This is a genomic window from Microbacterium jepli (assembly GCF_047237905.1).
In the GTDB taxonomy this organism is placed as follows: Bacteria; Actinomycetota; Actinomycetes; order Actinomycetales; family Microbacteriaceae; genus Microbacterium.
On sequence record NZ_JBDFLW010000005.1, the window covers coordinates 1902495 to 1924052 of the forward strand.

General features: G+C 66.5%; 22 protein-coding genes. 17 read left to right on the top strand and 5 right to left on the bottom strand.

The window, feature by feature from the left end; translation table 11 throughout:
- The first annotated feature begins 56 nt into the window (after window positions 1–56).
- Window positions 57–1142: a site-specific integrase gene (locus ABC304_RS13305; protein ID WP_412931325.1), complete on the top strand. Its 1086-nt coding sequence runs from the start codon at window positions 57–59 to the stop codon at window positions 1140–1142.
- 307 nt (window positions 1143–1449) lie between these two features.
- Complete coding sequence (locus ABC304_RS13310) at window positions 1450–1932, top strand: hypothetical protein (protein ID WP_412931327.1); 483 nt, start codon at window positions 1450–1452, stop codon at window positions 1930–1932.
- A gap of 405 nt (window positions 1933–2337) precedes the next feature.
- Here ABC304_RS13310 and ABC304_RS13315 read toward each other — a convergent pair whose 3' ends face one another.
- Window positions 2338–2640, bottom strand: coding sequence for a hypothetical protein (locus ABC304_RS13315; RefSeq protein WP_412931328.1), 303 nt, complete (start codon window positions 2638–2640; stop codon window positions 2338–2340).
- A gap of 109 nt (window positions 2641–2749) precedes the next feature.
- Between ABC304_RS13315 and ABC304_RS13320 the strand changes: the two genes are divergently transcribed.
- Window positions 2750–3010, top strand: a complete 261-nt coding sequence (locus tag ABC304_RS13320; RefSeq protein WP_412931330.1) for a hypothetical protein — start codon at window positions 2750–2752, stop codon at window positions 3008–3010.
- Window positions 3011–3440: 430 nt separating this feature from the next.
- Here ABC304_RS13320 and poxB read toward each other — a convergent pair whose 3' ends face one another.
- A complete protein-coding gene (gene poxB, locus ABC304_RS13325; RefSeq protein WP_412931332.1) occupies window positions 3441–5174 on the bottom strand; it encodes a ubiquinone-dependent pyruvate dehydrogenase in 1734 nt (577 codons plus the stop codon).
- A 179-nt stretch (window positions 5175–5353) separates the two neighbouring features.
- Here poxB and ABC304_RS13330 point away from each other — a divergent pair, with 179 nt between their 5' ends.
- Genes ABC304_RS13330 through ABC304_RS13340 form a run of 3 tightly spaced genes read left to right on the top strand, consistent with a single transcriptional unit; the run spans window position 5354 to window position 7372 of the window.
- On the top strand, window positions 5354–5758 hold the full coding sequence (locus ABC304_RS13330; RefSeq protein ID WP_412931333.1) for a hypothetical protein: 405 nt from the start codon (window positions 5354–5356) through the stop codon (window positions 5756–5758).
- A 4-nt stretch (window positions 5759–5762) separates the two neighbouring features.
- Complete coding sequence (locus ABC304_RS13335; RefSeq protein WP_412931334.1) at window positions 5763–6134, top strand: nuclear transport factor 2 family protein; 372 nt, start codon at window positions 5763–5765, stop codon at window positions 6132–6134.
- Entirely contained in the window at window positions 6131–7372 is a 1242-nt protein-coding gene (locus tag ABC304_RS13340; RefSeq protein WP_412931335.1) for an NAD(P)/FAD-dependent oxidoreductase, read from the top strand. Before ABC304_RS13335 ends, ABC304_RS13340 begins: the two co-directional genes overlap by 4 nt.
- Before the next feature lie 3 nt (window positions 7373–7375).
- On the opposite strand, the gene ABC304_RS13345 is transcribed toward ABC304_RS13340, so the two are convergent.
- The gene (locus ABC304_RS13345; RefSeq protein WP_412931336.1) at window positions 7376–8512 is read right to left on the bottom strand and encodes a PucR family transcriptional regulator; all 1137 of its coding nucleotides are present in this window, start codon (window positions 8510–8512) and stop codon (window positions 7376–7378) included.
- Between the two features lie 240 nt (window positions 8513–8752).
- On the opposite strand from ABC304_RS13345, the gene ABC304_RS13350 reads away from it, so the two are divergent.
- Window positions 8753–9103: a UBP-type zinc finger domain-containing protein gene (locus tag ABC304_RS13350; RefSeq protein ID WP_412931337.1), complete on the top strand. Its 351-nt coding sequence runs from the start codon at window positions 8753–8755 to the stop codon at window positions 9101–9103.
- Between the two features lie 6 nt (window positions 9104–9109).
- Here the strand turns inward: ABC304_RS13350 and ABC304_RS13355 are convergent, their stop codons facing one another.
- Both ABC304_RS13355 and ABC304_RS13360 read right to left on the bottom strand, forming a co-directional pair.
- The gene (locus ABC304_RS13355) at window positions 9110–9925 is read right to left on the bottom strand and encodes a helix-turn-helix transcriptional regulator (RefSeq protein WP_412931338.1); all 816 of its coding nucleotides are present in this window, start codon (window positions 9923–9925) and stop codon (window positions 9110–9112) included.
- A gap of 164 nt (window positions 9926–10089) precedes the next feature.
- Window positions 10090–12939, bottom strand: a complete 2850-nt coding sequence (locus ABC304_RS13360; protein WP_412931339.1) for a helix-turn-helix transcriptional regulator — start codon at window positions 12937–12939, stop codon at window positions 10090–10092.
- A 200-nt stretch (window positions 12940–13139) separates the two neighbouring features.
- Between ABC304_RS13360 and ABC304_RS13365 the strand changes: the two genes are divergently transcribed.
- The 10 genes from ABC304_RS13365 (at window position 13140) to ABC304_RS13410 (ending at window position 21503) form a co-directional block, all read left to right on the top strand.
- Complete coding sequence (locus ABC304_RS13365) at window positions 13140–13709, top strand: hypothetical protein (protein ID WP_412931340.1); 570 nt, start codon at window positions 13140–13142, stop codon at window positions 13707–13709.
- Between the two features lie 20 nt (window positions 13710–13729).
- The gene (locus tag ABC304_RS13370) at window positions 13730–13888 is read left to right on the top strand and encodes a zinc transporter permease (RefSeq protein WP_412931341.1); all 159 of its coding nucleotides are present in this window, start codon (window positions 13730–13732) and stop codon (window positions 13886–13888) included.
- Window positions 13889–13958: 70 nt separating this feature from the next.
- Window positions 13959–14972 carry an NAD(P)H-quinone oxidoreductase gene (locus ABC304_RS13375; protein WP_412931342.1) on the top strand — a complete coding sequence of 338 codons (1014 nt, stop codon included), beginning with the start codon at window positions 13959–13961 and terminating at the stop codon, window positions 14970–14972.
- Between the two features lie 36 nt (window positions 14973–15008).
- Entirely contained in the window at window positions 15009–16649 is a 1641-nt protein-coding gene (locus ABC304_RS13380) for an MFS transporter (protein WP_412931344.1), read from the top strand.
- On the top strand, window positions 16646–17101 hold the full coding sequence (locus tag ABC304_RS13385; protein ID WP_412931345.1) for a lipocalin-like domain-containing protein: 456 nt from the start codon (window positions 16646–16648) through the stop codon (window positions 17099–17101). Before ABC304_RS13380 ends, ABC304_RS13385 begins: the two co-directional genes overlap by 4 nt.
- 3 nt (window positions 17102–17104) lie before the next feature.
- Entirely contained in the window at window positions 17105–17881 is a 777-nt protein-coding gene (locus ABC304_RS13390; RefSeq protein ID WP_412931347.1) for a YoaK family protein, read from the top strand.
- Window positions 17814–19274, top strand: a complete 1461-nt coding sequence (fumC, locus tag ABC304_RS13395) for a class II fumarate hydratase (RefSeq protein WP_412931348.1) — start codon at window positions 17814–17816, stop codon at window positions 19272–19274. Before ABC304_RS13390 ends, fumC begins: the two co-directional genes overlap by 68 nt.
- Window positions 19274–20533 carry a threonine/serine exporter family protein gene (locus ABC304_RS13400; protein ID WP_412931350.1) on the top strand — a complete coding sequence of 420 codons (1260 nt, stop codon included), beginning with the start codon at window positions 19274–19276 and terminating at the stop codon, window positions 20531–20533. The genes fumC and ABC304_RS13400 overlap by 1 nt, the downstream gene beginning before the upstream one ends.
- Entirely contained in the window at window positions 20530–21264 is a 735-nt protein-coding gene (locus ABC304_RS13405; protein ID WP_412931352.1) for a YoaK family protein, read from the top strand. The genes ABC304_RS13400 and ABC304_RS13405 overlap by 4 nt, the downstream gene beginning before the upstream one ends.
- Window positions 21261–21503 carry a hypothetical protein gene (locus tag ABC304_RS13410; protein WP_412931354.1) on the top strand — a complete coding sequence of 81 codons (243 nt, stop codon included), beginning with the start codon at window positions 21261–21263 and terminating at the stop codon, window positions 21501–21503. Before ABC304_RS13405 ends, ABC304_RS13410 begins: the two co-directional genes overlap by 4 nt.
- Window positions 21504–21558 lie beyond the last annotated feature (55 nt).

Consider the following 21558-nt stretch of genomic DNA (forward strand, 5'->3'; position numbering starts at 1 on the left):
GTGTACTCGCCGGCGGACACACCCGCGATGCTGGAGGGCGGAGTCGTCGGCTGAGGGTGAGCGCACCGACCGAGGCGGAGGCCCGTACTTTGATCGCGCGGAAGGCTGAGTCCCTAGCGATGACGGGCGAGATCACCGCCGACACCGCGCTCTCAGAGCTGCTCCAGCAGTGGATCGAGGATCGGGTTGACCGTGTCCGCCCGCAGACCACACGGATGTACCGGGACACGGTGCGTTGGTTGGCGCCCTTCGTTGGGGCTTTGACCGTTGCTGAGCTTCGCCCGGCCACGATCAAGCGGATCCTCACCAGGGTCGAGAAGGAGCGGTCGTCGTCCGCGGCTCACCACGCCAGGGTCGCCTTGAGCGGAGCGCTCGGCCTCGCCGTCGAGGAAGACGTGATCAGCAGCAACCCGGTCCTGAGCCTGCGTCGGCGCGAGCCTAAGCCGACTGTTCCGATCGCCCTCGGGTCGAGGGAGGTGTTGGCCCTGAGGTCCGCCATCGTCAGGCGCGAAGAGCGTGTCCGTTCCACCGCAGGGCAAGGTCCAGCGTTCGTCCTGCGGTGGGTGGTGGAACTCCAGCTCGGGTCTGGCCTCCGCATCGCGGAGGTGCTCGCCCTACGGATGATGGACTACGACGCGGGCGCTGGCACCATCGCCGTCCTAGGGACGCTGACCGACAACGAGCAATGGGAACTTGTCCGCCAGCCGGAGCTGAAGGGGCGTGGGCAAGCTCGCCAAGTTCGGCTCCCTGTGTTCGCTGTCGCGGCCATCGAAGAGGCCATCGCGCACACTCCGCGCGGCGGTCAGCGGCGCCCGACCGACCCTCTGATCCAGGGACGTGCACCGGGATGGATTTCCCCGCGAAACGTCCGTCGGTCAATGCGAACGCTGCGCTCCGACGAGGAGCTGGTCGAGGTGTTCACCTCGACCGGTATCGACATCAAGGAGTTGACGCCTCACCTGCTCCGGCGCACCGCGGCCACCCTGGTCGCGATCCACAGCGGCAACTTGACTGACGCTCAAGCCCTTCTTGGACACAGCGACCTCCGCACGACCCGTCAGCACTATGCAGGCTCCGCCTACACCACGGTCGGCTCAGCCACCGCGCTCGACGAGATCTTGGGATCCACGGTGAGCGACTGACGCGAGCTGCCTCCAAGACAGTCCCCGGTGCCAAATACGCGGCACCGGGGACTGTCTACCTTCTCTGTTGCTATCGCAGGTAGGTATGGGCCGGAGTCGGCTACCCGCTCAAGCAGAGAAGCCGGCCCGATGACGCTGCGAGTGGCTCTGGCGTGTGTCCCGATGTCAATCGCACGGGTGGCGAGCGGTGGCCCAGCCCCGTCGTGGAACACTCATGGTCGCGTCGAGGTAGAGCTGCCTGTCGGGACCGCGCATAGAGACTCTGCAAGCCCAAGCCTTGGGCAATCTCAAGAACGAAAGCTCAGCTATGTCTATCAACTCGATGTTCGACATCTCCTCCGTCTCGTCCATGGCCTCGGACGGCACTCCCGCCTGGAGGCGGTACCGCCGGGATAGTGCCAGCCGGGTGACTGAGGAAGGCAACCTCGTCTTGTCTGTCGACGATCTGTTCACCTCGGACCCGGGAGCCGCTCTTGCGGAATGGGCGGCCTTTGCCGGGTTCTCGCTGGCTGATGTTCCCCTCGTCGGCGCGGAGACAATGCTCATCCTCCGAACTCTGTACCAGGCACTCGGCGATGTCCCTCCGGAATCCGACCTGGTCCGTGCAATGCGTGCGGTCAACGACGGGGGCTCGACTAGCTTGTTGCCGGACTTCCGAGTCATCGTGGACGGCACCTTCATCGTCGCGTGCCTCATCGGCGCATACTGTGGACCGTTCCGCGAGCTAAACGACTACTTGAATGAAATCGACCGGCGACTTGAGGACACGTCGCCCCTGCATCACGCTTGAGACCTCGAGCAGCCACGCCCGTCCTCGCGCAGGCTTGAACAATCTCGCCGCCGCCGCCGCCGCCGCCGACGCCGACGCCGACGACGCGGAACCGGTAGCGGCGTCGGCGATTCTGTTTGTCGCGACCACCTCCAGCCGCCGTCCCCTGACGCCGGCGAAGCCGCTTCGAGCAAGGCGGAGAAGCGGCGGTTGCCAGGCCTGCCGACCTCGGCGCCTTCCGACCCTCGGCCCGCCATCGAGAAGATGGCTACGTCGATGCCGCCATGTGTGAAAACGATTCGGAAGAAGTCGAGTCGGTGTGCAGCGGCTCCCGAGGCGCCCTCCAGCTAGGGGACTCACGCTTTACTGTCGAGCAGGGTTCCTCGGGCCGACGCATGGAGGAAGCGCGCCAGGGGGCGAACATTCTCAACGCGGGGTCGAAGCGTCGGGCGCCGACATGGTCGATGTTTCCCGTACTGCTGAAGACCACACCCAGGCCTTGTGCTCGATCGAGCCGATTATGAAGCGGATGGCGATGGCGTTCGCGGTCCAGCTGAGGACCTCCGACTCAACGAGGACCGGTGTGCCCACGGATCGGACCCAAGCGTGCGCCCGCTTCGGCTGCGGATCGCGTGTGATCGGTTCCGTATCCAGGCCGAGCTCCTCCCGACTGAGGGACTGCAGCGGGCCCGCTGTCGCTGCTATCCGCTCGACGATGCGTTGATCCATCAGCTTGTCGAAATGGTGCGCATAGCGTTTCGAGGTACCGATGGCTGGCCTCCTCTCGCGGGGGGCCCAGTCTAGTCGCATTCGAACAGGTGTACTAATATCGGACACTATGAGCACGACGGCGACGGCCCCCGAGACGACGCTATGGCTGGTCAACGACATCCCCGCCCGGATGATCTACAACGGCCGTCGGTGGCGCGTCACGGACACACCCACCCGGCTTCGGGAGTCGGTATGGTCAGCACCGCTGGAGCACCACCACGGGCTCTACGGATGGCGTTTCCAGGCCACCGACCCGGCAGGGGAAAGCGTCGTGTTCGACGCGTACCGCACCGAGGACGATTGGCACGTACACCGCGCTTACGCCTGATTCGGCGTGGCGCCGTCGTAGCTGAGCGCGAACCTCACTGTGCAGGGCGCACGAACCGCCCATGGGTCTTGTGCCCCTCGTATTCGGGAAACAGAACTCGCGCGGATCGGTTGAACGTTCCCTCGAGGTACTTCAACAGTCGCGCTTTAGGGCGTGCGTTGATGATGATCGCCACGAAAAGCAGGCGGTGGGGTGCGCCAGCGTTGCGTGGTTTGGTGAGCCGGTCAGCCGGAACCTGCTGCTCGGCTCTCGGCCAGCCGACCGAAATCGACTCGAACGGTGCGACCGTAGCGAGGGTGAAGCTCGCGGACCCCTCAATCTCTACACGCGGTTCTTCGACTCGCGGCACCGTCTCGAGCTGATGTGTCGCAGGGTAAAGGTCATGCTTCGCTTCCTGCTCGCCGCCGTCGCAACGGTGTTCCGCGCGCGGTCAGTGGAACAGCCGGCGCCAGACGTTCGTGTCCGCCAGGTCGAGGAGTTCATCCCCGCGGCCGGAGAAGACCGTGCGCAGCGCGTAGAGCGCGAAGCCCTTCGCCTGGGCCGCGGTAATGGAGGGCGGGATGCTCAGCTCCTGACGGGCGACGACCACGTCGACGACGGCGGGTCCCGGTTCATCGAGCGCACGCTCGAGCGTGTAGGCGAGCTCGCTCGCCTGCTCCACCCGGTAGCCGGCGATGCCCGCACCTCGAGCAATGGCGGCGTAGTCGGTGGGGGCGAGGTCCGTGCCGAAGTTGATCGTCCCCGCAGCCTTCATCTCGAGCTCGACGAAGTTGAGGGACGAGTTGTTGAACACCACGATCTTCACATCGAGGTCGTTCTGGCGGAGGGAGAGGAGCTCACCCATCAGCATGGACAGGCCCCCGTCACCGGCGAGGGCGACAACCTGCCGGTTCGGGTAGGCGGCCTTCGCTCCGAGCGCGTGGGGGAGGGCGTTGGCCATCGAGCCATGGTTGAAGGAACCGAACAGCCGGCGCTCGGGCGTCATCCGCAGGTAGCGCGCCGCCCACATGACCGGGGATCCGACGTCGGCCGTGAAGATCGCGTCCTCGTCGGCGAGGTCGTTGACGAGCCTTGCGACGTACTGAGGGTGGATCGGGGCTTTGCCGTCGTCGTTGGCCAGCAAGTCCAACTCCTGCCTCGTCTTCGCGTAGTGCTTGAGGCTGTCCTGCAGGTGTTCGGAGGAGCGGCCGTTCCGAATCAGGGGGGTCAGCGCGCGGGCGGTCTCGGCGACGTCACCGACGAGTCCATGGTCGATGGGCGTACGCCGGCCCAGCTGTTCCCCGCGAACATCGACCTGGATGACAGTGGCGTGCGCGGGGTAGAACTCCCGGTATGGGAAGTCGGAGCCGAGGATGAGGAGAGCATCGCACCGCTCCATCGCTCGGTACCCGGAGGCGAACCCCAGGAGACCCGTCATCCCGACGTCGAAGGGGTTGTCGTACTCGATGTGCTCTTTCCCGCGGAAGGCGTGGACGATGGGCGCCTGAAGCTTTTCGGCGAGAGCGAGAACCTCTACGTGGGCGCCCGCGACACCAGCACCGGCGAGGATCGTGACCTTCCCGGCAGTGTTCAGCGCCTCAGCTGCAGCGGCCAGCTCGCCCGCACGGGGGACGATGACCGGGTGCGCGGCAGCGATGGGTGCGCTCAGCCGGCGGGCTGGCGCAGGACGGTGGAAGACATCGCCGGGGACGACCACGACAGCGACGCCCTGCTTCGCGACGGCGGTGCGCATAGCGGTCTCCAGGACCCAGGGGAGCTGAGCGGGATCACCGACGAGCTCGACGTAGACGCTGCACTCGCGGAAGAGCTCCTGCGGGTGCGTCTCCTGGAAGTAAGAACTGCCGATCTCGGAACTTGGGATGTGAGAGGCAATGGCGAGGACAGGCACGCGAGAACGCTGCGCATCGAACAGGCCGTTCACGAAGTGAAGGTTCCCCGGCCCGCAGCTGCCCGCCACGACAGCGAGCTCCCCGGTGACCGCGGCCTCACCCGCAGCAGCGAACGCCGCCGCTTCCTCGTGACGGGTATGCATCCATCGGATGCTGCCCGAGCGGCGTAGCGCGTCGGTGAAGCCATTGAGCGAGTCGCCTGGCAGTCCCCACACGCGCGTAACCCCGGCACGCTCCAGCGTCGAGACGAACAACTCCGCGACGTTCTCCGACATCTACTCCTCCATCCACTTAGTCCGTTCACCGTAGAACGCTGAGTCGCCGCGCGCTCCGACAAGTGACGAGATGACGTCAGCGGGCGAGACTCCCGTCGATCCGGTTCTCGACGGGCGTCGAATACTCGCCACGGTGCTCCTCGCTACATTCGGCTCCACTTCAGAGTCAGGAGCCGGCCATGAGCCACCGACCCCTCACGCCGGTCGTCGCGACGCCGGTCAGAGTCCGAGAACATTCGGGCGCCGATCCCACCCTGCGCCTCGCGGGTCTCGTACCATCCGTTGTCTGCGGTGCGATCCAGGCCGCGAACGCCCATGACGTGGCAACGTTCGTTGAGTGCTTCTCTGTCGACGGCGTGGTCGACGCATGGGGAGTGCTCTTTGAAGCTGGGCCCGCAGTCGAACTGTGGGCCCAGCGATGGGTGGTCGATCACGGTGTTCGCTTCACCGATCTCCTGCATGCCGTCGATGACACCTCAGTCGCTGTTCACTGCCAGGTGCACGGCAGCGGTTACAGCGGACCGGCAACCCTCACCTTTACCGTGCTGGGCAACGTCATTGGCTTGCTTCGGATCAGGAGGTGATGTCGTGGGCCAGTACCTCACAGCCATCGAGCAACTTGAGATCGAACTCATCGTCCGAGACTTCGCGACAACCCTCAACGAGGGTGGCGATCACGAGATCCACGCCCTCCTCACCGACGATGTCGTCTACCGAGCGTCCTTGCGGCAGTGCGTCACAGGACGTTCCGCGGTCGTGGCGATGGTCCGCAATATTCGCTCGACCTTCACCGAGCACCGTACAGAGCTGCTCGAGGTCGCGGCAGCGGGCCGTGTCGTCCTCACCGAGCTCTCGCTCCACCTGGCTCTTCCGACCATGAAGCCGCAGACGGTGATGAGCTTCGCGAGCTTCCGCGTGGAACAGAACCGCATCAGCGCCTGGCATCAGCTGCACGCATGAGGCAAGCTGCTGGCGACCAGGCCATTCGCCTCTTCGAAGCCCGCAATGGCCGCGACGCCTTCGTCCTGCGCAACTACCTCACCCGGAGCAAGGTCCCCTTCACATCAACGCTCGTCGGTTCGGGAGCAACCCGGGTCGGCAACCTCGACCTCACCGGGCGCCGACTGCCGGTAGTCGTGTTCCCGGACGGGACTGTCCTCGACGACGCCACCCCCACGGACGTCGCCGGCTACCTCGGCTGGGTGAGCCCACCGCGTCGCGCCGCCTACGACCTGCTCATCTTCGGGGCAGGGCCAGCGGGTTTATCCGCCGCCGTCTACGGGGCCTCTGAGGGACTCACCGTGGCCGTCGTCGAGCGCGACGCCGTCGGAGGACAGGCGGGCTCGAGCAGCCTCATCGAGAACTACCTCGGGTTCCCCCACGGTATCTCGGGTGCATCGCTCGCCGACCGTGCACGTCGACAGGCTCTGGCCTTCGGTGCTGAGCTTGTTCTGATGCGCGAAGGTATCGACCGTACCTTCCGCGACCATGAGGTGCGCGCGGTCCTTGCGGATGGTTCGGAACTCAGCGCCAAGGCGGCGATCTCCGCCACCGGAGTGCGTTGGCGCCGCCTCAACTTACCGCGGGAGACCGAGTTTGAAGGTTCCGGGGTGTACTACGGCGCTGGCACCAGCGAAGCCTCGGCCTGCGTGAACCGTCACGTCTACATAGTGGGTGGCGCGAACTCGGCCGGTCAGGCAGCAATGAACCTCTCGAAATTCGCGGCCCGCGTGACCATCCTTGTGCGCGGCCCGTCCTTGTCGGACACGATGTCCGCGTACCTTCGAGACCGCCTCGTCGCCCGGCCGAACGTCACCGTGGTGACCGGCACGACTGTCACCGCGTTAGGCGGAAACAGCGTTCTCCGTGAGCTCACTCTCGAGAAGGGAGGGAGAACAACCCGGGTCGGCACGAGTCACCTTTTCGTATGCATCGGCGGTGCGCCCAACACCGAGTGGACCGCGGGAACGAAGGTCGCGCGCGACAGCCGTGGTTTCATCGTGACCGGTGTCGACCTGACGCGCTCGCAGCTGGAACAATGGCCGCTGGAGCGTGCGCCTTTCTACCTGGAGACGTCAGTGCCGGGGATCTTCGCGGCCGGTGACGTTCGGTCGAACTCGGTGAAACGGGTCGCCTCGGCCGTCGGCGAGGGTGCCATGGCACTGACCCTCGTCCACCGCTACCTGATCGAGGGGTAGGGCTCAGACGCCAGCGGCCGCCCATAGGCGGTCGAGCTTCAGTGCTAGATGAAGCGTGCTCCGCTGCATCCCGTCCGCCAGGGCCGCCTTCACCACCTCCGGGAGGTTGTCGAGACGGTAGTAGAGGGTGGTCCGGTGGATGTGGAGACGTTCACACGCCGCACGGGCCTGGCCCGCTTCGTCGAGGTACACCTCGACGGTCTCTCGCTGGGTATCACCCAAGGTGCACAACAGCTCGGCCGCGGGGGATGCAACAGACAGCAAGCCGCGGTGACCCTTCACAGCGTGCAGCAGGGCCCAGCCCCCGAGGCTGTCGCCGGTGGTCACGTTCGCCAGTTCAGGCATCGACAAGCTCAGCTCGGCGACGGTGACAGCCGCGTGCGCCGCCCGTGCGAGGTCTTCATCGTCGGGGCGCACGGCAGCCGAACCGACAGCCCGCAACGGGACGGACCCTTTTGCCGCCCAGGCGCGAATCTGGGCACCTATGTCCGTGCCGACGGGGGCTCGTCCGGAGAGAACGAAGACAGCGTCATCGCGCTCGCGGAGCACTTCAGCGCGGCCGGGAAGCGTGCGGCTCAGCACCTGCGTAATTCGAAGGCGTTCGAGGACGTCAACCTCGTCATCGAAGATCAACGCGTGCATGTCCGTAGCGTCGCGCCGATCCAACCAACGCTGCGTCGAGGCACGCCGGAGGCTCGCCCGCCGGGTCGCGGGGTCCGAGTCCAGAAGGTTGCGGAACACCACCCGCCGGCCCTCTCGTCCGGTCGGTTGCAACGACCCCACCGTGGCGAACAGAGTGGCGGCGATGTCGACAAGTGCCAACTGCTCTGAGCGGAGCTCAGCAGGGCGCCAGGCGATTACGGCCCACCCCGTCACGTCCCCGTCCACCAGGAGGGGGATGGTGACCCACGCGGGTCCGGAATCCGCCTGGAGGGTTTCGCCCGCCCGCCGACGCTGTGTCCCTGGGGCGCGTAGCCAGTCCTGCACAACCGCGGTGGCACCATCGACGTCGTCTCGGCTCAGAATCTGGTGGTCCTCAGCGCGGTAGGAGACGCCCCGGATCTGATTGTCCATGTCCGCGATGACGACGGACCGCCGCAGTTCGTGGGCGAGATGCTCGACGACGCGTTGACTTTCCATGGCTGCCTCCGGGTGAGATTTCTGACCTGGGAGGGACGCTACGGCGGGTGATGGGGTGGGCGCGTGGCTCAACTGAACCCCCTTTGTGACTGGGCACAACATGCCCACGCGTCGCATCCACGTACCCGCTACAGGAGCCGCATCGAGCGCAGGAAGCTCCTGACGATAACTCGACAACCGTTTCTTGGATTGCGACGGCTGTCTGATCACCGGCGCGAAGGTGCGGCTACCGTGAACGGCGTGAACGACGCCATCGACCCGACCGCACCGCCCAGCGGTCCCGGCTGCCTGGAGTGCATCCGCGAGGGTTCGTGGTGGCTGCACCTTCGCCGCTGCGCGGCCTGCGGCCACGTCGGCTGCTGCGACTCGTCTCCCAACCAGCACGCGACCCGGCACTACGAGGCGAGCAGACACCGCTTCGTGCAGAGCTTTGAGCCGGGTGAAGACTGGTGGTGGGACTACCTCGATGAGCGCGACGTCACTGGGCCGCCGCTGATGGCTCCCACTCACCACCCGCTCGCTCAGAGCGTGCCGGGGCCGGCGGGGCGGGTGCCGGCGGACTGGGAGGAACTGCTCAACGACGAGGGGTAGCGCGTCTTACGCAGCGACCTCGAGTGATGCGGCCAGATCGCGCAGTACCTGCTCCGTGAACGAACCAGCCGCCGCGGTATACAAGGTCACGGTGTAGCCCTGGAGATCGGGGATCGTGAAGTTCTGCACGTCAACGCACAGATCCCCCAGTCCTTCGATGGTCGCGCGAACTTCGTACCCGAGCGGCAGGCTCACTTCACGAAGGTCCCAGAAGCGGGCGAAGTCCGGGTTGGAGCGCATGGAGGCCACCAGCTGGCGATGGCGGGGGGCTGTCTCATCTCCGAGGTAGCGGAAGGCCGACACCGTCTCGCGCGCGATGCGCTCCCAGTCGCCGAGCTTGTCCTTGATCCCGTCCGTGAAAGTGAGTTCGAGGGCATTCATGCCGGGCTCGATGTCGCCTTGGGTGACGGCGGTCATGAGTTCGTTGGCTGCGAGGATGTCGAGGTTCCGGTCGGCTAGGTAGGCAGGAGTGTGCCGCCAGCGATGCAAGACCGCGTTGAGGGTGTCGCTGGTGGCTTTGGGGATGTCCGTGGTGCGGGGCAGCCCGATGCCCGCGAGACGGTAGAGGTAGTCCGTCGTGATTGAGCTCAGGCGCATGGCCCTGGCGATAGCGTCGACGACCTGGCGAGAAGGGGTGTCCACCCGGCCTTGTTCTAGACGCATGTAGTACTCGCTGCTCATCCCTGCCAGCCGAGCGACCTCGTCGCGGCGGAGGCCCGGCACGCGCCGACCGTGCTCACGTGCCAGCCCTACGGACTCCGGCTGACACGCGTCGCGGCGCGCTTTCAGGAAATCTCCCAGTGCGGTCCCGTACGTCTTCATCTGCGTCTCCTACCTCACGACTGTGGAGACACTACGGCTGGGCACGCTTGTCCCACATCCCCCGTTTTCGGATGCGTCATCGCCTCTTTGGGTGCTCGAGATCGCATTCGCCCCCGCGACCCGCGTCGTTCCAGTGCCGGCGGCGGAGCTGGTGCTCCGGTCGTTCAGGCGTCGTTCAGTGCGCCGACAAGTTCATCGTGACGCGTCGCGACCTCGTGGCGTGTGTTGACTCCCCATTTGGCGAAGATATGACGGATGTGAGCGACGACGGTGTGGGGTGAGAGGAGCAAGTCATCCGCGATCTGCTTCGTCGTGAGTCCCGCGGCGATGCGCTCAGCGACCTGCTGTTCGCGTTGGGTGAGCCCGAGGGGCCCCTCGCTGTTGTTGGCGGACTTCAGGCGGGTCCGCACGCCCCTGTCGCGTAGTGCTCGGAGGACGCGGTCGGCGTCACGGGCCGCTCCGACCTCGTGATAGATGGCGACAGCCTCGCGCAGGGCGGTCGTCGCCTCCGTGCCCTCGGCGAGCTGGCCAAGCGATTCGAGCACGCGGGCCCGCACGAGCGGCCGGTTCACTGCTTCCAGTCGGGTTGCGGCGGCGGTGAGCTGCTCTACGGACCGGTTTCGAACACCCCGGGTGGCCATCGCCACCGCTCCGGCGAAGACGTTGCTGGGGTTGAGCTGTTCGCGGCTGTCCGTCTTGGCCACGCACAGGTCCATCGCCGCCTCATCTCCAACCGCAGTGCAGATGGTCACGAGAGTGATGTCGTCAGAGAAGTCCGACGGGGTAGTGAGTGAAGGTGTGGGCTCCATGAGCGTGGCCAGGGCCAGCGCCGCGTGCTCGAATGCGGCGGCCGTTTGCCCCGCGTCGAGCGCCTCGAGCGCCAGACTCCATCGACCGGTTCTCACCAGCCCCGCACCGTCGGCAAGCTGTTGAACCAAGGGGCGGGCTTGCTCCCGGAGCCTGACGTCACCGGTGTGCAGCGATACTCGGTGGAGAACGACGCCGGCGGTTGCGTTGGTGAAATCACCCAGACCGAGCTGTGTTGCAAGGTCGAGAACAGCCTCCGCTTGGGTGCGTGCTTCGTCGAGGAGACCGAGGTCGTACAGGACGCGCGAACGCACCATCATCCAATACGCCTCAGCAGTCACGTTCCGGGCAGCGCGCGCTTCTTCCAGGCCGCTCTCTGTGAGAGAGAGTGCCTCGTCACAGAACCCGAGGCTGTTGCGCACGAACGTCATCCATAGACCTTCGGGGAGCCAGAACGCAGGGTTCGCCCCGGCGTGCACCAATCTCCCCAATGCCTGTCGCTGCAGACGCTGAGCAGCGTCGAACTGGCCCTGGTAGAAGAACAGAACGGACTCGCTGGCGTCGAGGGTCGCGAGGGCGAGCCCGTCCCTGTCGTCGTCGGCCACGGCGCGGGCCTGTTCGAGGCTCGTGCGAAGTCCGGCGGGGTTCGCCATATTGGCAAAGTTGAGCGCGCGTACGGCGAGCAGCTGAACCCGGGTGCTGTCGGAGATGCCGGGTAGAGCGAGCGCTGAACTCGTCTCCGCGATTGCGGCCTCAAAGTCGGATTCGGTGAGTCGTCGCGCGATGGCCAGCCTGACTCGTGCACGTGAGTCAGGGCCGAGGAACGGAGCGAGTGATCTACCCACGTTGATGGCCTGTTCGAGAGGCCCGCCAGCGAGGATGATGGGGAGTAGAGTCGCGACCTGCTCAGCATGATGTGCTTGGCCAGCGGCGAGGCGCGCGGCCAGGATCGCGAGTTCAGCAGCCCCCTGTACGTCGGTTGAGGCGAGCTGAGTTGAGGCGGTCACCAGCAACTCAATGGAGTCGCTGTCACCAGCTTCCGCGATAGCGACAATGGTCGAGGCCAGGGCTGCGGGCCGCTCGCCCGCACGGAGCCTGCTGTGCAAAACCTCGCGGGTCATGGCCCGGCGCAAGGTGGGGGAGAGGCTCTCCGTCGCTGCGGCTTGCACGGTGTCGTGACGGAATGCCAGGGACGTACCGGTGTCCACGATGAAGCCGTGGTCCAGCAGTTCTTGCACTGCGGGTGCGCCCTCTGCCGCGGACTGTCCGATGATGCGCAGAACGCCGGCGACTGGGAACTCCCGGCCGAACAGGCTCCCGACCTGTGCGACACGCAACGCCTCGAGGCTGATCTGGTTCAGGCGCTCCCGGGCGGATGCGCCAAAGCTGGCGGGAACGGTATCGGCCTCGATGTCTACTATTCCGGGAGCTGCGTGGAGGAGCCCTTCGGCTTCCAGGCCGCGTAAGAGCTCGACGACCACGAGCGGGAAGCCAGCTGCTCGACCCATGACCTTCTCGACCTTCGGTCCGGGTCTGCTGCCGAGGACGTCGCGGGCCATAGCGTCGACCGCGTCGTCGTCGAGTGGCGTCAGGTGGATCGGTGAGCCAATCGTTTTGAGCAGGTGCACGAAGCGCTGATGAGCCGGGGTGAATACACCGTTTCTGCTCGCGAACAACCAGTAGATCGGGACGCCTTCGAGGTCTCGAAGCAGTGAGGTCAGCGCGCCGAGGGAACCAGGGTCCAGCCACTGCAGGTCGTCAACAACGACGAGGACGCCGGAGCGCGCCGCAGCGGTCTCAAGACCGTCGCCCAACAGCCGGGTTAGCCAGTACTGCGGCGCCATCCCACGCATCAGGGTGCCGAGATCGTTAGCGGAGACAAGCGGTGGCTCCGTACGCTCGGCTGCTCCAAGGAGGGCGCCGAGTGGGGACATTGCCGAGTCGACATCCGGCGCCACGACGAAGGTAGACCAGTTCCGTTCCTTCGCGTGCTGCAGCGCGTGTTGCAGGAGTCGGGTCTTGCCGATGCCCGGGTCGCCTTGGATGACGGTCACAGCGAGCTGACCCGCGCTGGCTCGCTCGAAGCCCCCGTAGATGGCGTTCGCCTCGGGCGTGCGGCCCCTCAAGGGCAGGCGGTAGCGCTCGGCTGCGCTCCCTGCGAGTGCGTCGATGCCGAGTCGGCGCACCTGTCGGCCGTTCCCAAGCACACCACGACGCTATCCGGTCGGAGGGACTTCCTGGATGACCCAACTGGACCCCCTCTGCAGGCGGGTGCGGAAACACCCCAACTTGGGCTCACAGCCGAATGTCTGACGAGGCACGTTTCGTCAGTTGTCGAGGCGCGACCCGGCGGCGGCGGCCTTGAATCTGTCTCGCTGATCTTCAGCCCAACAGAAAGGAAAGACCCATGAGCGCAAGCACCACCGTTCGCTCCGACCTCGTGCTCTCGCACGCTGTGGTCACCGCCGATGTCACCGCTCCGTTCGACAAGGTCGACATCGAGCAGTGGCTGAAGACGCTGCCGACCCACGAGTACCAGCGCTGTGCGCCCGGCGACCACAAGGCCGCCGGCTACACGGTCGACGACGACGGAACTCCCATGTCCATCAACGTCGAGGTCATCGGTTCCGGCCTCGTCATCCAGCAGTACCGCTACGAAGTCGCGAGCCCGCACTACTGCAAGATGGTCTCCCTCTCCGACGTCCTCTCGCCCTCGGGTTGGACGACGACCCAGGTCATCTGGGAGCTGAGCATGGAGCAGCTCGAGGGCGACCAGCTCCGTTACGTCAACACCGTGTCGTCGCACCCCACCGAGGCGTTCCTCGAGTTCATCATCGCCGGCGGCCAGACCTTCGAGGAGGCCGCCGCCGCCCGTCAGCACGCTTCGGGCATGCACTGCGAGCTCGAGACGCCCCACTACGCGGCGAGCATCGCTGCGGCAGCGAACAAGGCCGCGGCCGACGCCGCAGCTGCCTGAGGGCCCCGGGTAGGTCAGCAATGACAAGCGAAGACGAGCACACGAAGCATCACAGCACCGAGGAGCACGAGCACGGCGAGACCTGCGGCCACGAAACCCTGCAGCACGGCGACCACGTGGACTACATCCACGACACGCACCGCCACGCCCTCCACGGCGACCACTACGACGAGCACTGACCCGTCACGTGCCCAGGGGGCGCCAGAAGCTCCCCCTGGGCACACCCTCACAGACATCGAAGGATCCCGCATGCCTCACGCAATCAGGTTCACTCACCCGGGTGGGCCGGACATGCTGCGGTTGCAGGACGTCGAGGGCGTTGAACCCGGGCCCGAGGAGGTCCGCATCACGGTGCACGCCGCCGGGATCAACAACGCCGATCTGCTGGAGCGACGCGGCCACTACCCTGTCCCGCCGGGCGCCCCGCCCGGGCTCGGTCTGGAATGCGCGGGCGTCATCGACGCGGTGGGACGTGACGTCACCACCTGGAACGTGGGTGACCGGGTCTGCGCGCTGCTCACGGGGGGCGGATACGCCGAGCAGGTCGTCACCCACGCCGGCCAGGTCATGCCTATTCCGCGCGGTCTATCAATGGTCGAAGCGGCGGCGCTTCCCGAAGTGGCCTGCACCGTCTACTCGAACCTCGGAGTGATCGTCGGGCTCGAAGCGGAACAGGCCGTACTCATCCACGGCGGGGCGGGCGGCATCGGGTCGTTCGCAGTCCAGTGGGCCGCGGCCATCGGCGCTCGGGTCATCGCAACCGCCGGCAGCGAGGTCAAGATGGACGCCGCCCGTACGCTCGGTGCCGACGTCGCCATCAATTACCGCACCCAGGATTTCGTTCGAGTGACACTCGCGGAGACTGACGGTTGGGGCGTGGACGCAATCCTCGACATCATCGGCGCGCCCTACCTGGCCCGAAACGTCGAGTGTCTGGCGCCGGATGGTCATCTGGTGACCATCGGCGGCGCGGCATCGTCCACCCCCTTCGACCTCTGGGCGCTGATGTCACGACGCGCCACCGTGTCGGCAACCCTTCTGCGCGCCCGCCCGGTTGAGCAGAAGGCGCAGATCGTGGCCGGGGTCGTTCGCGAGGTCTTTCCGCTCATCGAAGCCGGACTCATCCGCGCGGTCGTGGACCGGGTTTTCCCCCTCGAGAACGCGGCCGCTGCCCACGACTACCTGGAGCGTGGGGGCACCATCGGGAAGGTCGTCCTCAAGACGAACGCAGCCTTCGCGGGTGACGGGCGGGCTAAACGATGAGCGGTCCGCGCATCTGCCCACTGAGGTTCAACTGACATGAGCAAGCCCACCGGCACGGGCGCCGCGCGCGTCAAAGTCCTCGCACCGCTGACCATCCCGATATTCCGAGCGCTGTGGATCGCCGCGCTCGTGAGCAACATCGGAAGCTGGATGCAGACTGTCGGCGCCCAGTGGTTCCTGGTAGAGCAGAACAGCTCTCCGCTGCTGATTGCATTGGTCCAGACCGCATCTGCCGCCCCCGTCCTCCTTCTCGGGGTGCCTGCGGGCGTGCTCGGAGAGCTGCTCAATCGGCGCGCGCTGCTCATCTGGGTGCAAGCCGCGCAGGTCCTTATCAGCGCAGCACTCATCGCCTTGACCGCGGCGGGGGAGCTGACCTCTTATCTCCTCCTCGTGTTGACGCTCCTCCTGGGAGCTGCCTCCGCGGTTCAGCTACCCGCCTACCAGGCGATGGCCGCCGAGATTGTTCCCGTCCGCATGATCCCGAACGCCGCATCTCTCAGCGCGATCTCGGTGAACCTGTCCCGCGCCATCGGGCCGGCCATTGCCGGGCTTCTCCTCTCCGGGCTTGGGGTGGCTTTCGTCTTCGCTGTGAACCTCGCCTCGTTCGCTGTGTTTCTCGTGGTTCTCGCGTGCTGGCGGACCTACCGTCCCGACGCGCACAGCCCGGAGCCTTTCATCGACGCCACCCGCGCAGGCTTGCGCTACGTCGCCCACGCGGGCGTCGTCCGCCGCATCTACGTCCGACTGGGCCTGTTCGTCCTCCCCGGCAGTGTGCTCTACGCGCTACTTCCCATCGTCGCGACGGAGCGGCTCGGGCTGGGCGCCGTGGGTTATGGCGTCCTCCTCGGAGGCCTCGGCGCGGGTTCAGTTGTGGCGGCGTTCTTCATCCCGTCGCTCCGGGATGGCCTGGGCTCGAACCGCACAGTTCTCATCTCTTCCGCCCTCTTCGGCACAGGCACCATCGGCGTCTCTATCTCGCCCGCGCTCGCCCTCACGCTCCCAGTTCTCGCGGTGGTGGGTGCCGCTTGGATCGGGGTGGTGGCCACACTCAATGGAGCTGTGCAGTCCTTCCTCCCCGTCTGGGTAAGGGCGCGGGGCCTCTCGGTCTATCAGATGGTGCTGTTCGGTTCGTCGGCGGCCGGTGCCGCTATCAGCGGCGTTTTTGCGGGCTGGTTCGACCCGTCCGCCACCCTCGCGGTAGCCGGGGCCTTGGTCCTCGTCGTTGCCGTGTCCCAATTCGCGTGGCCGCTGCTGACGACCTCGCAGATGCGCCGCACCACCGTCCCCCTGCCTCTCGCCGCCGCGCGCAACGCCGACATAGACGCACAGAGCGCGACCCTCGTCCTCGTCCGCTATGACGTCGCCGATGAAAGCCGCGACCCATTCATCGCGCAGATGAGGCTCGTCGAGCGCAGCCGCCGGCGGACTGGCGCGCGGGCGTGGTCGCTCTACGAGGACCGCGAGACCCACGGCGAACTCGTCGAAGTGTTCAGCGTCGGGAGCTGGCAGGAGCACCTGCAGCAGCACAACACCCGACCCACGCAGTACGACGACGACACCATCCGACAAGCGAGTGCCATTGCACGGTCCGTCTCCGCTCACCACCTCATCCAGATCCCCAGGCCGCACACGGCTTCGGAACACCCCCGCGACCAGCGACAGGAGAAAACCCCATGACCATTTCCGTGAACGACCTCGTCGGTGCGTGGCGTCTCGTCAGTGTCACCGAGATCTTCGACGACGGCGAACGCAAGCCGGAGTTTGGGCCCAACGCTGACGGCTACCTCAGCTACAGCCCCAACGGCATCGTCTCCGCAGTCCTCGGCAGCATGGACCGCCAGCCCATCGGCACCGGCGACCCGCAGAGCGGAACCGCTGAGCAGATCGCGAGCCTCGCGCGAACGTTCCTCGCGTACGCAGGTCCTTTCACCATCGACCCGGACACCGACACCGTCACCCACCACATCGACATCGCCCTGTTCGCCGACTGGCAGGGCGGGAACCAGATCCGGCACTTCCGCGCCGAGAACGACCAGCTCATCGCACAAGGCTCTCCCCGCACCGGCGATGACGGACGCACCTTCCACAGCGAACTCGTCTGGGCCCGCGTCGTAGCGCCGAGCAGCTGACACATGACCACCGCCCCGAATGCGCCCGTCACACGACCGGGCCGCACCGCCCTGGTCGCCGTGATCCTTGCCTTCGCGGCGGGAGCAACGGACGCGTTCGCGTTCCTTCAACTCGGCGCTGTCTTCACCGCGAACATGACCGGGAACCTCGTCCTCGCCGGGCTTGTTCAACGACCGGACTACGCAGCGTCACTGGCAGGCATTGTCACCGCCATCGCGATCTTCGCGGCAACCCTCTACATCGCCCTGCGATACGCCGAGCCCGGCAGTACCGCCAAGTCGGCGGCTGTGCTTGCCGCATCAGTTGTGGCGCAGGTCGCGGTACTCGCACTCTGGGCAACTTGGCCGTCACCGAACACATCGCTCGCGGTGGTCCCATTCATCGCCTTGTCGGCGGTCGCGATGGCCTGCCAGACCGCGGCCGCGAGGCGACTCGACAGCGCCTCCGGCGTCACAACGACCTATGTGACCGGGACCATCACCAGCCTGATGGCGAACGCAGCCGACCGGAAGCCCCAGCCCGCGGGCCTTCGCATCGGAGTGATTGCCGCTCTGGTGCTCGGCGCGCTCGCCGGCGCCCTCCTCATCCAACTCCACCCCCTCTACGGCGCGGCGCTACCCGTCCTCCCCGCCGCGGTAGCCACGGTCCTCACCGCCAGCGCCCACGCGCTACCCGGCACACACCCCTCACCACGAATGATGGAGCCCTCACATGAGCACGACCGCCACATCCGCGCCCACCTACACCGACGTGCCCGTCGGGCTCACCGAGACCGGTGAGCGCACCGAGTTCGACAGCATGGGCGACGTCTCCGTACCCGCAGACCGTTACTGGGGCGCGCAGACCCAGCGCTCCCTCCAGCACTTCTCCATCGGCAACGACCACATGCCCATCGAGGTGTACCGCGCCTACGGCATCGTGAAGAAGGCCGCAGCCCTCGTCAACCAGAAGGCTGGGCGCCTGGCCGACTGGAAGGCGAAGGCCATCATCCAGGCGGCCGACGAGACCATCGCGGGTCACCTCGACGAGGAGTTCCCCCTCTTCGTCTGGCAGACCGGCTCCGGTACCCAGAGCAACATGAACATCAACGAGGTGCTCTCCAACCGTGCCATCCAGCTCCTCGGCGGGGTCCTCGGCTCCCAGAAACCGGTCGGCCCCAACGACGACGTCAACATGGCCCAGTCCAGCAACGACTCGTTCCCCACCGCCATGCACATCGCGGCGCTCACCGAGATCGACGAGCGCCTCCTACCGAGCCTGCGGGCCCTGCACGCGGAGATCGCCGCCAAGTCCACGCAGTGGATGGACGTGGTGAAGATCGGGCGCACCCACCTCGAGGACGCGGTTCCCCTCACCGTCGGACAGGAGTGGTCCGGTTACGCCGCGCAGCTCGAGGGAGCAATCCGCGAGGTCGAGCACAGCCGTGAGGGCCTTCTGCGCCTGGCACTCGGTGGCACCGCCGTCGGCACCGGGCTCAACGCCCCGGAGGGGTTCTCCGAGAACGTCGCTGCGAAGATCGCGGAGCTCACCGGAAAGGCCTACGTCACCGCGCCCAACAAGTTCGAGGCCCAAGGCTCGCTGGACGCGATGGTCCGCGCGCATGCGGCGCTTCGCGGCGTGGCCGTCGCTCTGATGAAGATCGCCAACGACATGCGTTGGCTCGCATCGGGCCCCCGAACCGGGTTCGCCGAGCTGGTGCTGCCTTCCAACGAGCCGGGCTCGTCCATCATGCCGGGAAAGGTGAACCCCACCCAGTGCGAGGCCATCGTGATGATCTCCATTCAGGTGCTCGGGGATGACTCCGCCGTGGCGTTCGCCGGTTCCCAGGGCAACTTCGAACTCAACGCGATGCGGCCCATCATCATCAACAACTTCCTGCACTCCGCCCGGATCCTGGGCGACGGGGTGCATAAGTTCCTCACCTACTCGGTCGAGGGCACCGAGCTGAACGAAAAGAAGCTCTCCTCATACGTGGGCGAGAGCCTCATGCTCGTCACCGCCCTCAGCCCCATCATCGGGTACCAGAATGCGGCGCACATCGCCGAGAACGCCCTCGCCAACGACCAGACCCTGCGTGAAGCCGCCCTCGACTCAGGCAAGGTCACCGCCGAGCAGTTCGACCAGATTGTCGTTCCCGCATCCCTCGTCGGGCATGGAGTCGGCGGCGCCTGATGGCGAAACACCCCCCACAGCACGGGACTCCGGCGACAAGGTCCGAAGAGCAGGACCTTGTCGCCGGGGCGGCCGCCCTTTTGCAGAGATCCGGCGAATCGACAACGGTCACTCTGGCCGCCGTCGACCGTATGAACCGGGGCCTCGGCACCGGCTTCGAGCTGATCACCGCATGGACGGCCGTCACCGTCACAGACCACGGCCGGGAAGTTCGTGTTCTCTCCGCCGCGCCGACCGGGATCTCGATGCGCGCGGTCGCCGTTCTGATGAAGACCGTCGACGCGCTCGGGGACCGAGTCGGTGGGAGGCGGGAACTCGCCGCAGCTCTCACCGAAGCAGGACGCGTGCGCCCGGCGAACTTCTGGCTCTTCGTGCTCGCCTGCGCGACCGGTTCCGCGGCCCTCGCCATCATCTTCGGAGCCGAGGACGCCACCGCTGTCCTCCTCGCAGCGGGATCGGCAGCTCTCGGGGGCGTTGTCCGCCGGCTGCTCGTCCGCGCCCACGTCGGTCCGGTCGGACAAGTTTTCGCCGCGGCCTTCCTTGCCGGCATCATCGGCGGTCTGGCCGTGCAGGCGGACCTCAGTTCAGCACTCCGCCTCATCGCCGTGTGCCCCGCCATGGTGCTCGTCCCCGGGCCTCACATCCTCAACGGCGCCCTCGACCTTATTTCGCTACGCATACCCCTCGGGTTCGCCCGGCTCGGCTACGCCGCCCTTCTCCTCCTCGCCATTGGGACGGGGCTCGCGCTGGCTCTCGCGCTGTCCGGCACCGACCTGCCCACGAACCCTCCAGGACGCACCGTGCCGTTCTGGCTGGATTTTGTTGCCGCGGGTGTCGCGGCGGCGTCATACCCCGTCTACTTCTCTATGCCCTATCGGCTCATTGTCTGGCCCGTCGTCGTCGGGGCGCTTGCTCACGGGATCCGCTGGTGGGCGATGACCGTCTGGGGCTGGGACATCGCGGTAGGTGCCTTCCTCGCGTGCGTCTTCGTCGGTGCGGTACTCGCACCCGTGGCCCACCGATTCCACATCCCGTTCGCGGGCATCGGGTTTGCGGCGGTCGTCTCGCTCGTGCCCGGGGTCTTCGTCTTCCGAGCCGTCGACGCGTTGGGAAGCCTTCCGTTCGGGGGTGCTGTACCGCAACTGCTCGGCGCCATTTCGGATGGCACGACCGCGGTCCTCATCGTGATGGCTATGGCCGCGGGTCTCATCATCCCCATGCAGATATACGCCCTCTTCACTCGAACGTTGAGATTATGAGGCGCGTCGCGCTTCTCCCAGTTGCGCTGAGTCTCGTGGCGGGCGTGACAGACGTCACGAGCTGGATTCTCCTGGGCGGGTTCTTCTCGGCGCACGTCACCGGCAACCTCGTCATCTTGGCCGCCGACGTCGTCACCCGAACGACCCCGGATCTTGCGGCGTTGCTGGCCATCCCCGTTTTCGTCATCACCACGGCTGGCGCGACTGTGCTGGCGCGTCGCATCGGCGCGCACTCACCGAGAACGGCGACGGCGCTGCTGGGGACCCAAGCCACGCTGCTGATAGCGGCGGGTGCGCTCTCGTTCACCACGCACGCGTCAGTAAACCCGAAGCAAGGCATGTCCGTCGTCATCGGGATGTGTGCTGTGTGCGCGATGGCCGCACAGAACGCGTACCTCCACCTCGTCCCGGCGCGATCTGTTTCCACCGCGGTGATGACCGGCAACCTCGTCTCGGCGACCGTCACCGCCACCGACCTCATCCGATCCCGGGGAAGAGACCTCGCCGCACGCGAGAAGTGGACCGACAACTGGCCCCTGCTCGCAGGGTTCGTCGTCGGCTGCCTCATCGGAGCAATCGGGGCGACTCTCCTCAACGACCAGGCCTCCGTGATTCCCGCCGTCCTCGCCGTCGCCCTCCTCGTCTGGCAACTCACTAAAGGGCGCGCATCGCCGCCGCCAGCGATCACGGCCTCCACGTTTCACGACCCGACACTCGAGGAGTTGAAATGACCATCACGCCCACCAGGGCCATCAGGCAGTCACCGCCCACCACCCAGAACGACGCGTTCGCACGCACCATCCTCATCGCCTACGTCGTCGTCGTCCTCCCCGCCCTTGTCGCCGGGGTGTTCATCCAGTCGGCGTTTCAGAGCACGGCCCGCCGTGCGAGCCACCTCTCGCGCCGCCGTCGCGGCGTCCCTGGGAGGACCGGGAACAACGCTGCCGCTCCGGAACCGGGGGCATCCTGATGCCTCCCCAGACGCGGGCCACGACAGGCGGGAATGTGCCATCCGCACCGATTCC

Coding starts and splice junctions, on each gene's coding strand:
- ABC304_RS13310 (WP_412931327.1), top strand. CDS start 1,450: ATGTCTATCAACTCGATGTTCGACATCTCCTCCGTCTCGTCCATGGCC.
- ABC304_RS13315 (WP_412931328.1), bottom strand. CDS start 2,640: ATGGATCAACGCATCGTCGAGCGGATAGCAGCGACAGCGGGCCCGCTG.
- ABC304_RS13320 (WP_412931330.1), top strand. CDS start 2,750: ATGAGCACGACGGCGACGGCCCCCGAGACGACGCTATGGCTGGTCAAC.
- poxB (WP_412931332.1), bottom strand. CDS start 5,174: ATGTCGGAGAACGTCGCGGAGTTGTTCGTCTCGACGCTGGAGCGTGCC.
- ABC304_RS13330 (WP_412931333.1), top strand. CDS start 5,354: ATGAGCCACCGACCCCTCACGCCGGTCGTCGCGACGCCGGTCAGAGTC.
- ABC304_RS13340 (WP_412931335.1), top strand. CDS start 6,131: ATGAGGCAAGCTGCTGGCGACCAGGCCATTCGCCTCTTCGAAGCCCGC.
- ABC304_RS13345 (WP_412931336.1), bottom strand. CDS start 8,512: ATGGAAAGTCAACGCGTCGTCGAGCATCTCGCCCACGAACTGCGGCGG.
- ABC304_RS13355 (WP_412931338.1), bottom strand. CDS start 9,925: ATGAAGACGTACGGGACCGCACTGGGAGATTTCCTGAAAGCGCGCCGC.
- ABC304_RS13365 (WP_412931340.1), top strand. CDS start 13,140: ATGAGCGCAAGCACCACCGTTCGCTCCGACCTCGTGCTCTCGCACGCT.
- ABC304_RS13370 (WP_412931341.1), top strand. CDS start 13,730: ATGACAAGCGAAGACGAGCACACGAAGCATCACAGCACCGAGGAGCAC.
- ABC304_RS13375 (WP_412931342.1), top strand. CDS start 13,959: ATGCCTCACGCAATCAGGTTCACTCACCCGGGTGGGCCGGACATGCTG.
- ABC304_RS13380 (WP_412931344.1), top strand. CDS start 15,009: ATGAGCAAGCCCACCGGCACGGGCGCCGCGCGCGTCAAAGTCCTCGCA.
- ABC304_RS13385 (WP_412931345.1), top strand. CDS start 16,646: ATGACCATTTCCGTGAACGACCTCGTCGGTGCGTGGCGTCTCGTCAGT.
- ABC304_RS13390 (WP_412931347.1), top strand. CDS start 17,105: ATGACCACCGCCCCGAATGCGCCCGTCACACGACCGGGCCGCACCGCC.
- fumC (WP_412931348.1), top strand. CDS start 17,814: ATGAGCACGACCGCCACATCCGCGCCCACCTACACCGACGTGCCCGTC.
- ABC304_RS13400 (WP_412931350.1), top strand. CDS start 19,274: ATGGCGAAACACCCCCCACAGCACGGGACTCCGGCGACAAGGTCCGAA.
- ABC304_RS13405 (WP_412931352.1), top strand. CDS start 20,530: ATGAGGCGCGTCGCGCTTCTCCCAGTTGCGCTGAGTCTCGTGGCGGGC.
- ABC304_RS13410 (WP_412931354.1), top strand. CDS start 21,261: ATGACCATCACGCCCACCAGGGCCATCAGGCAGTCACCGCCCACCACC.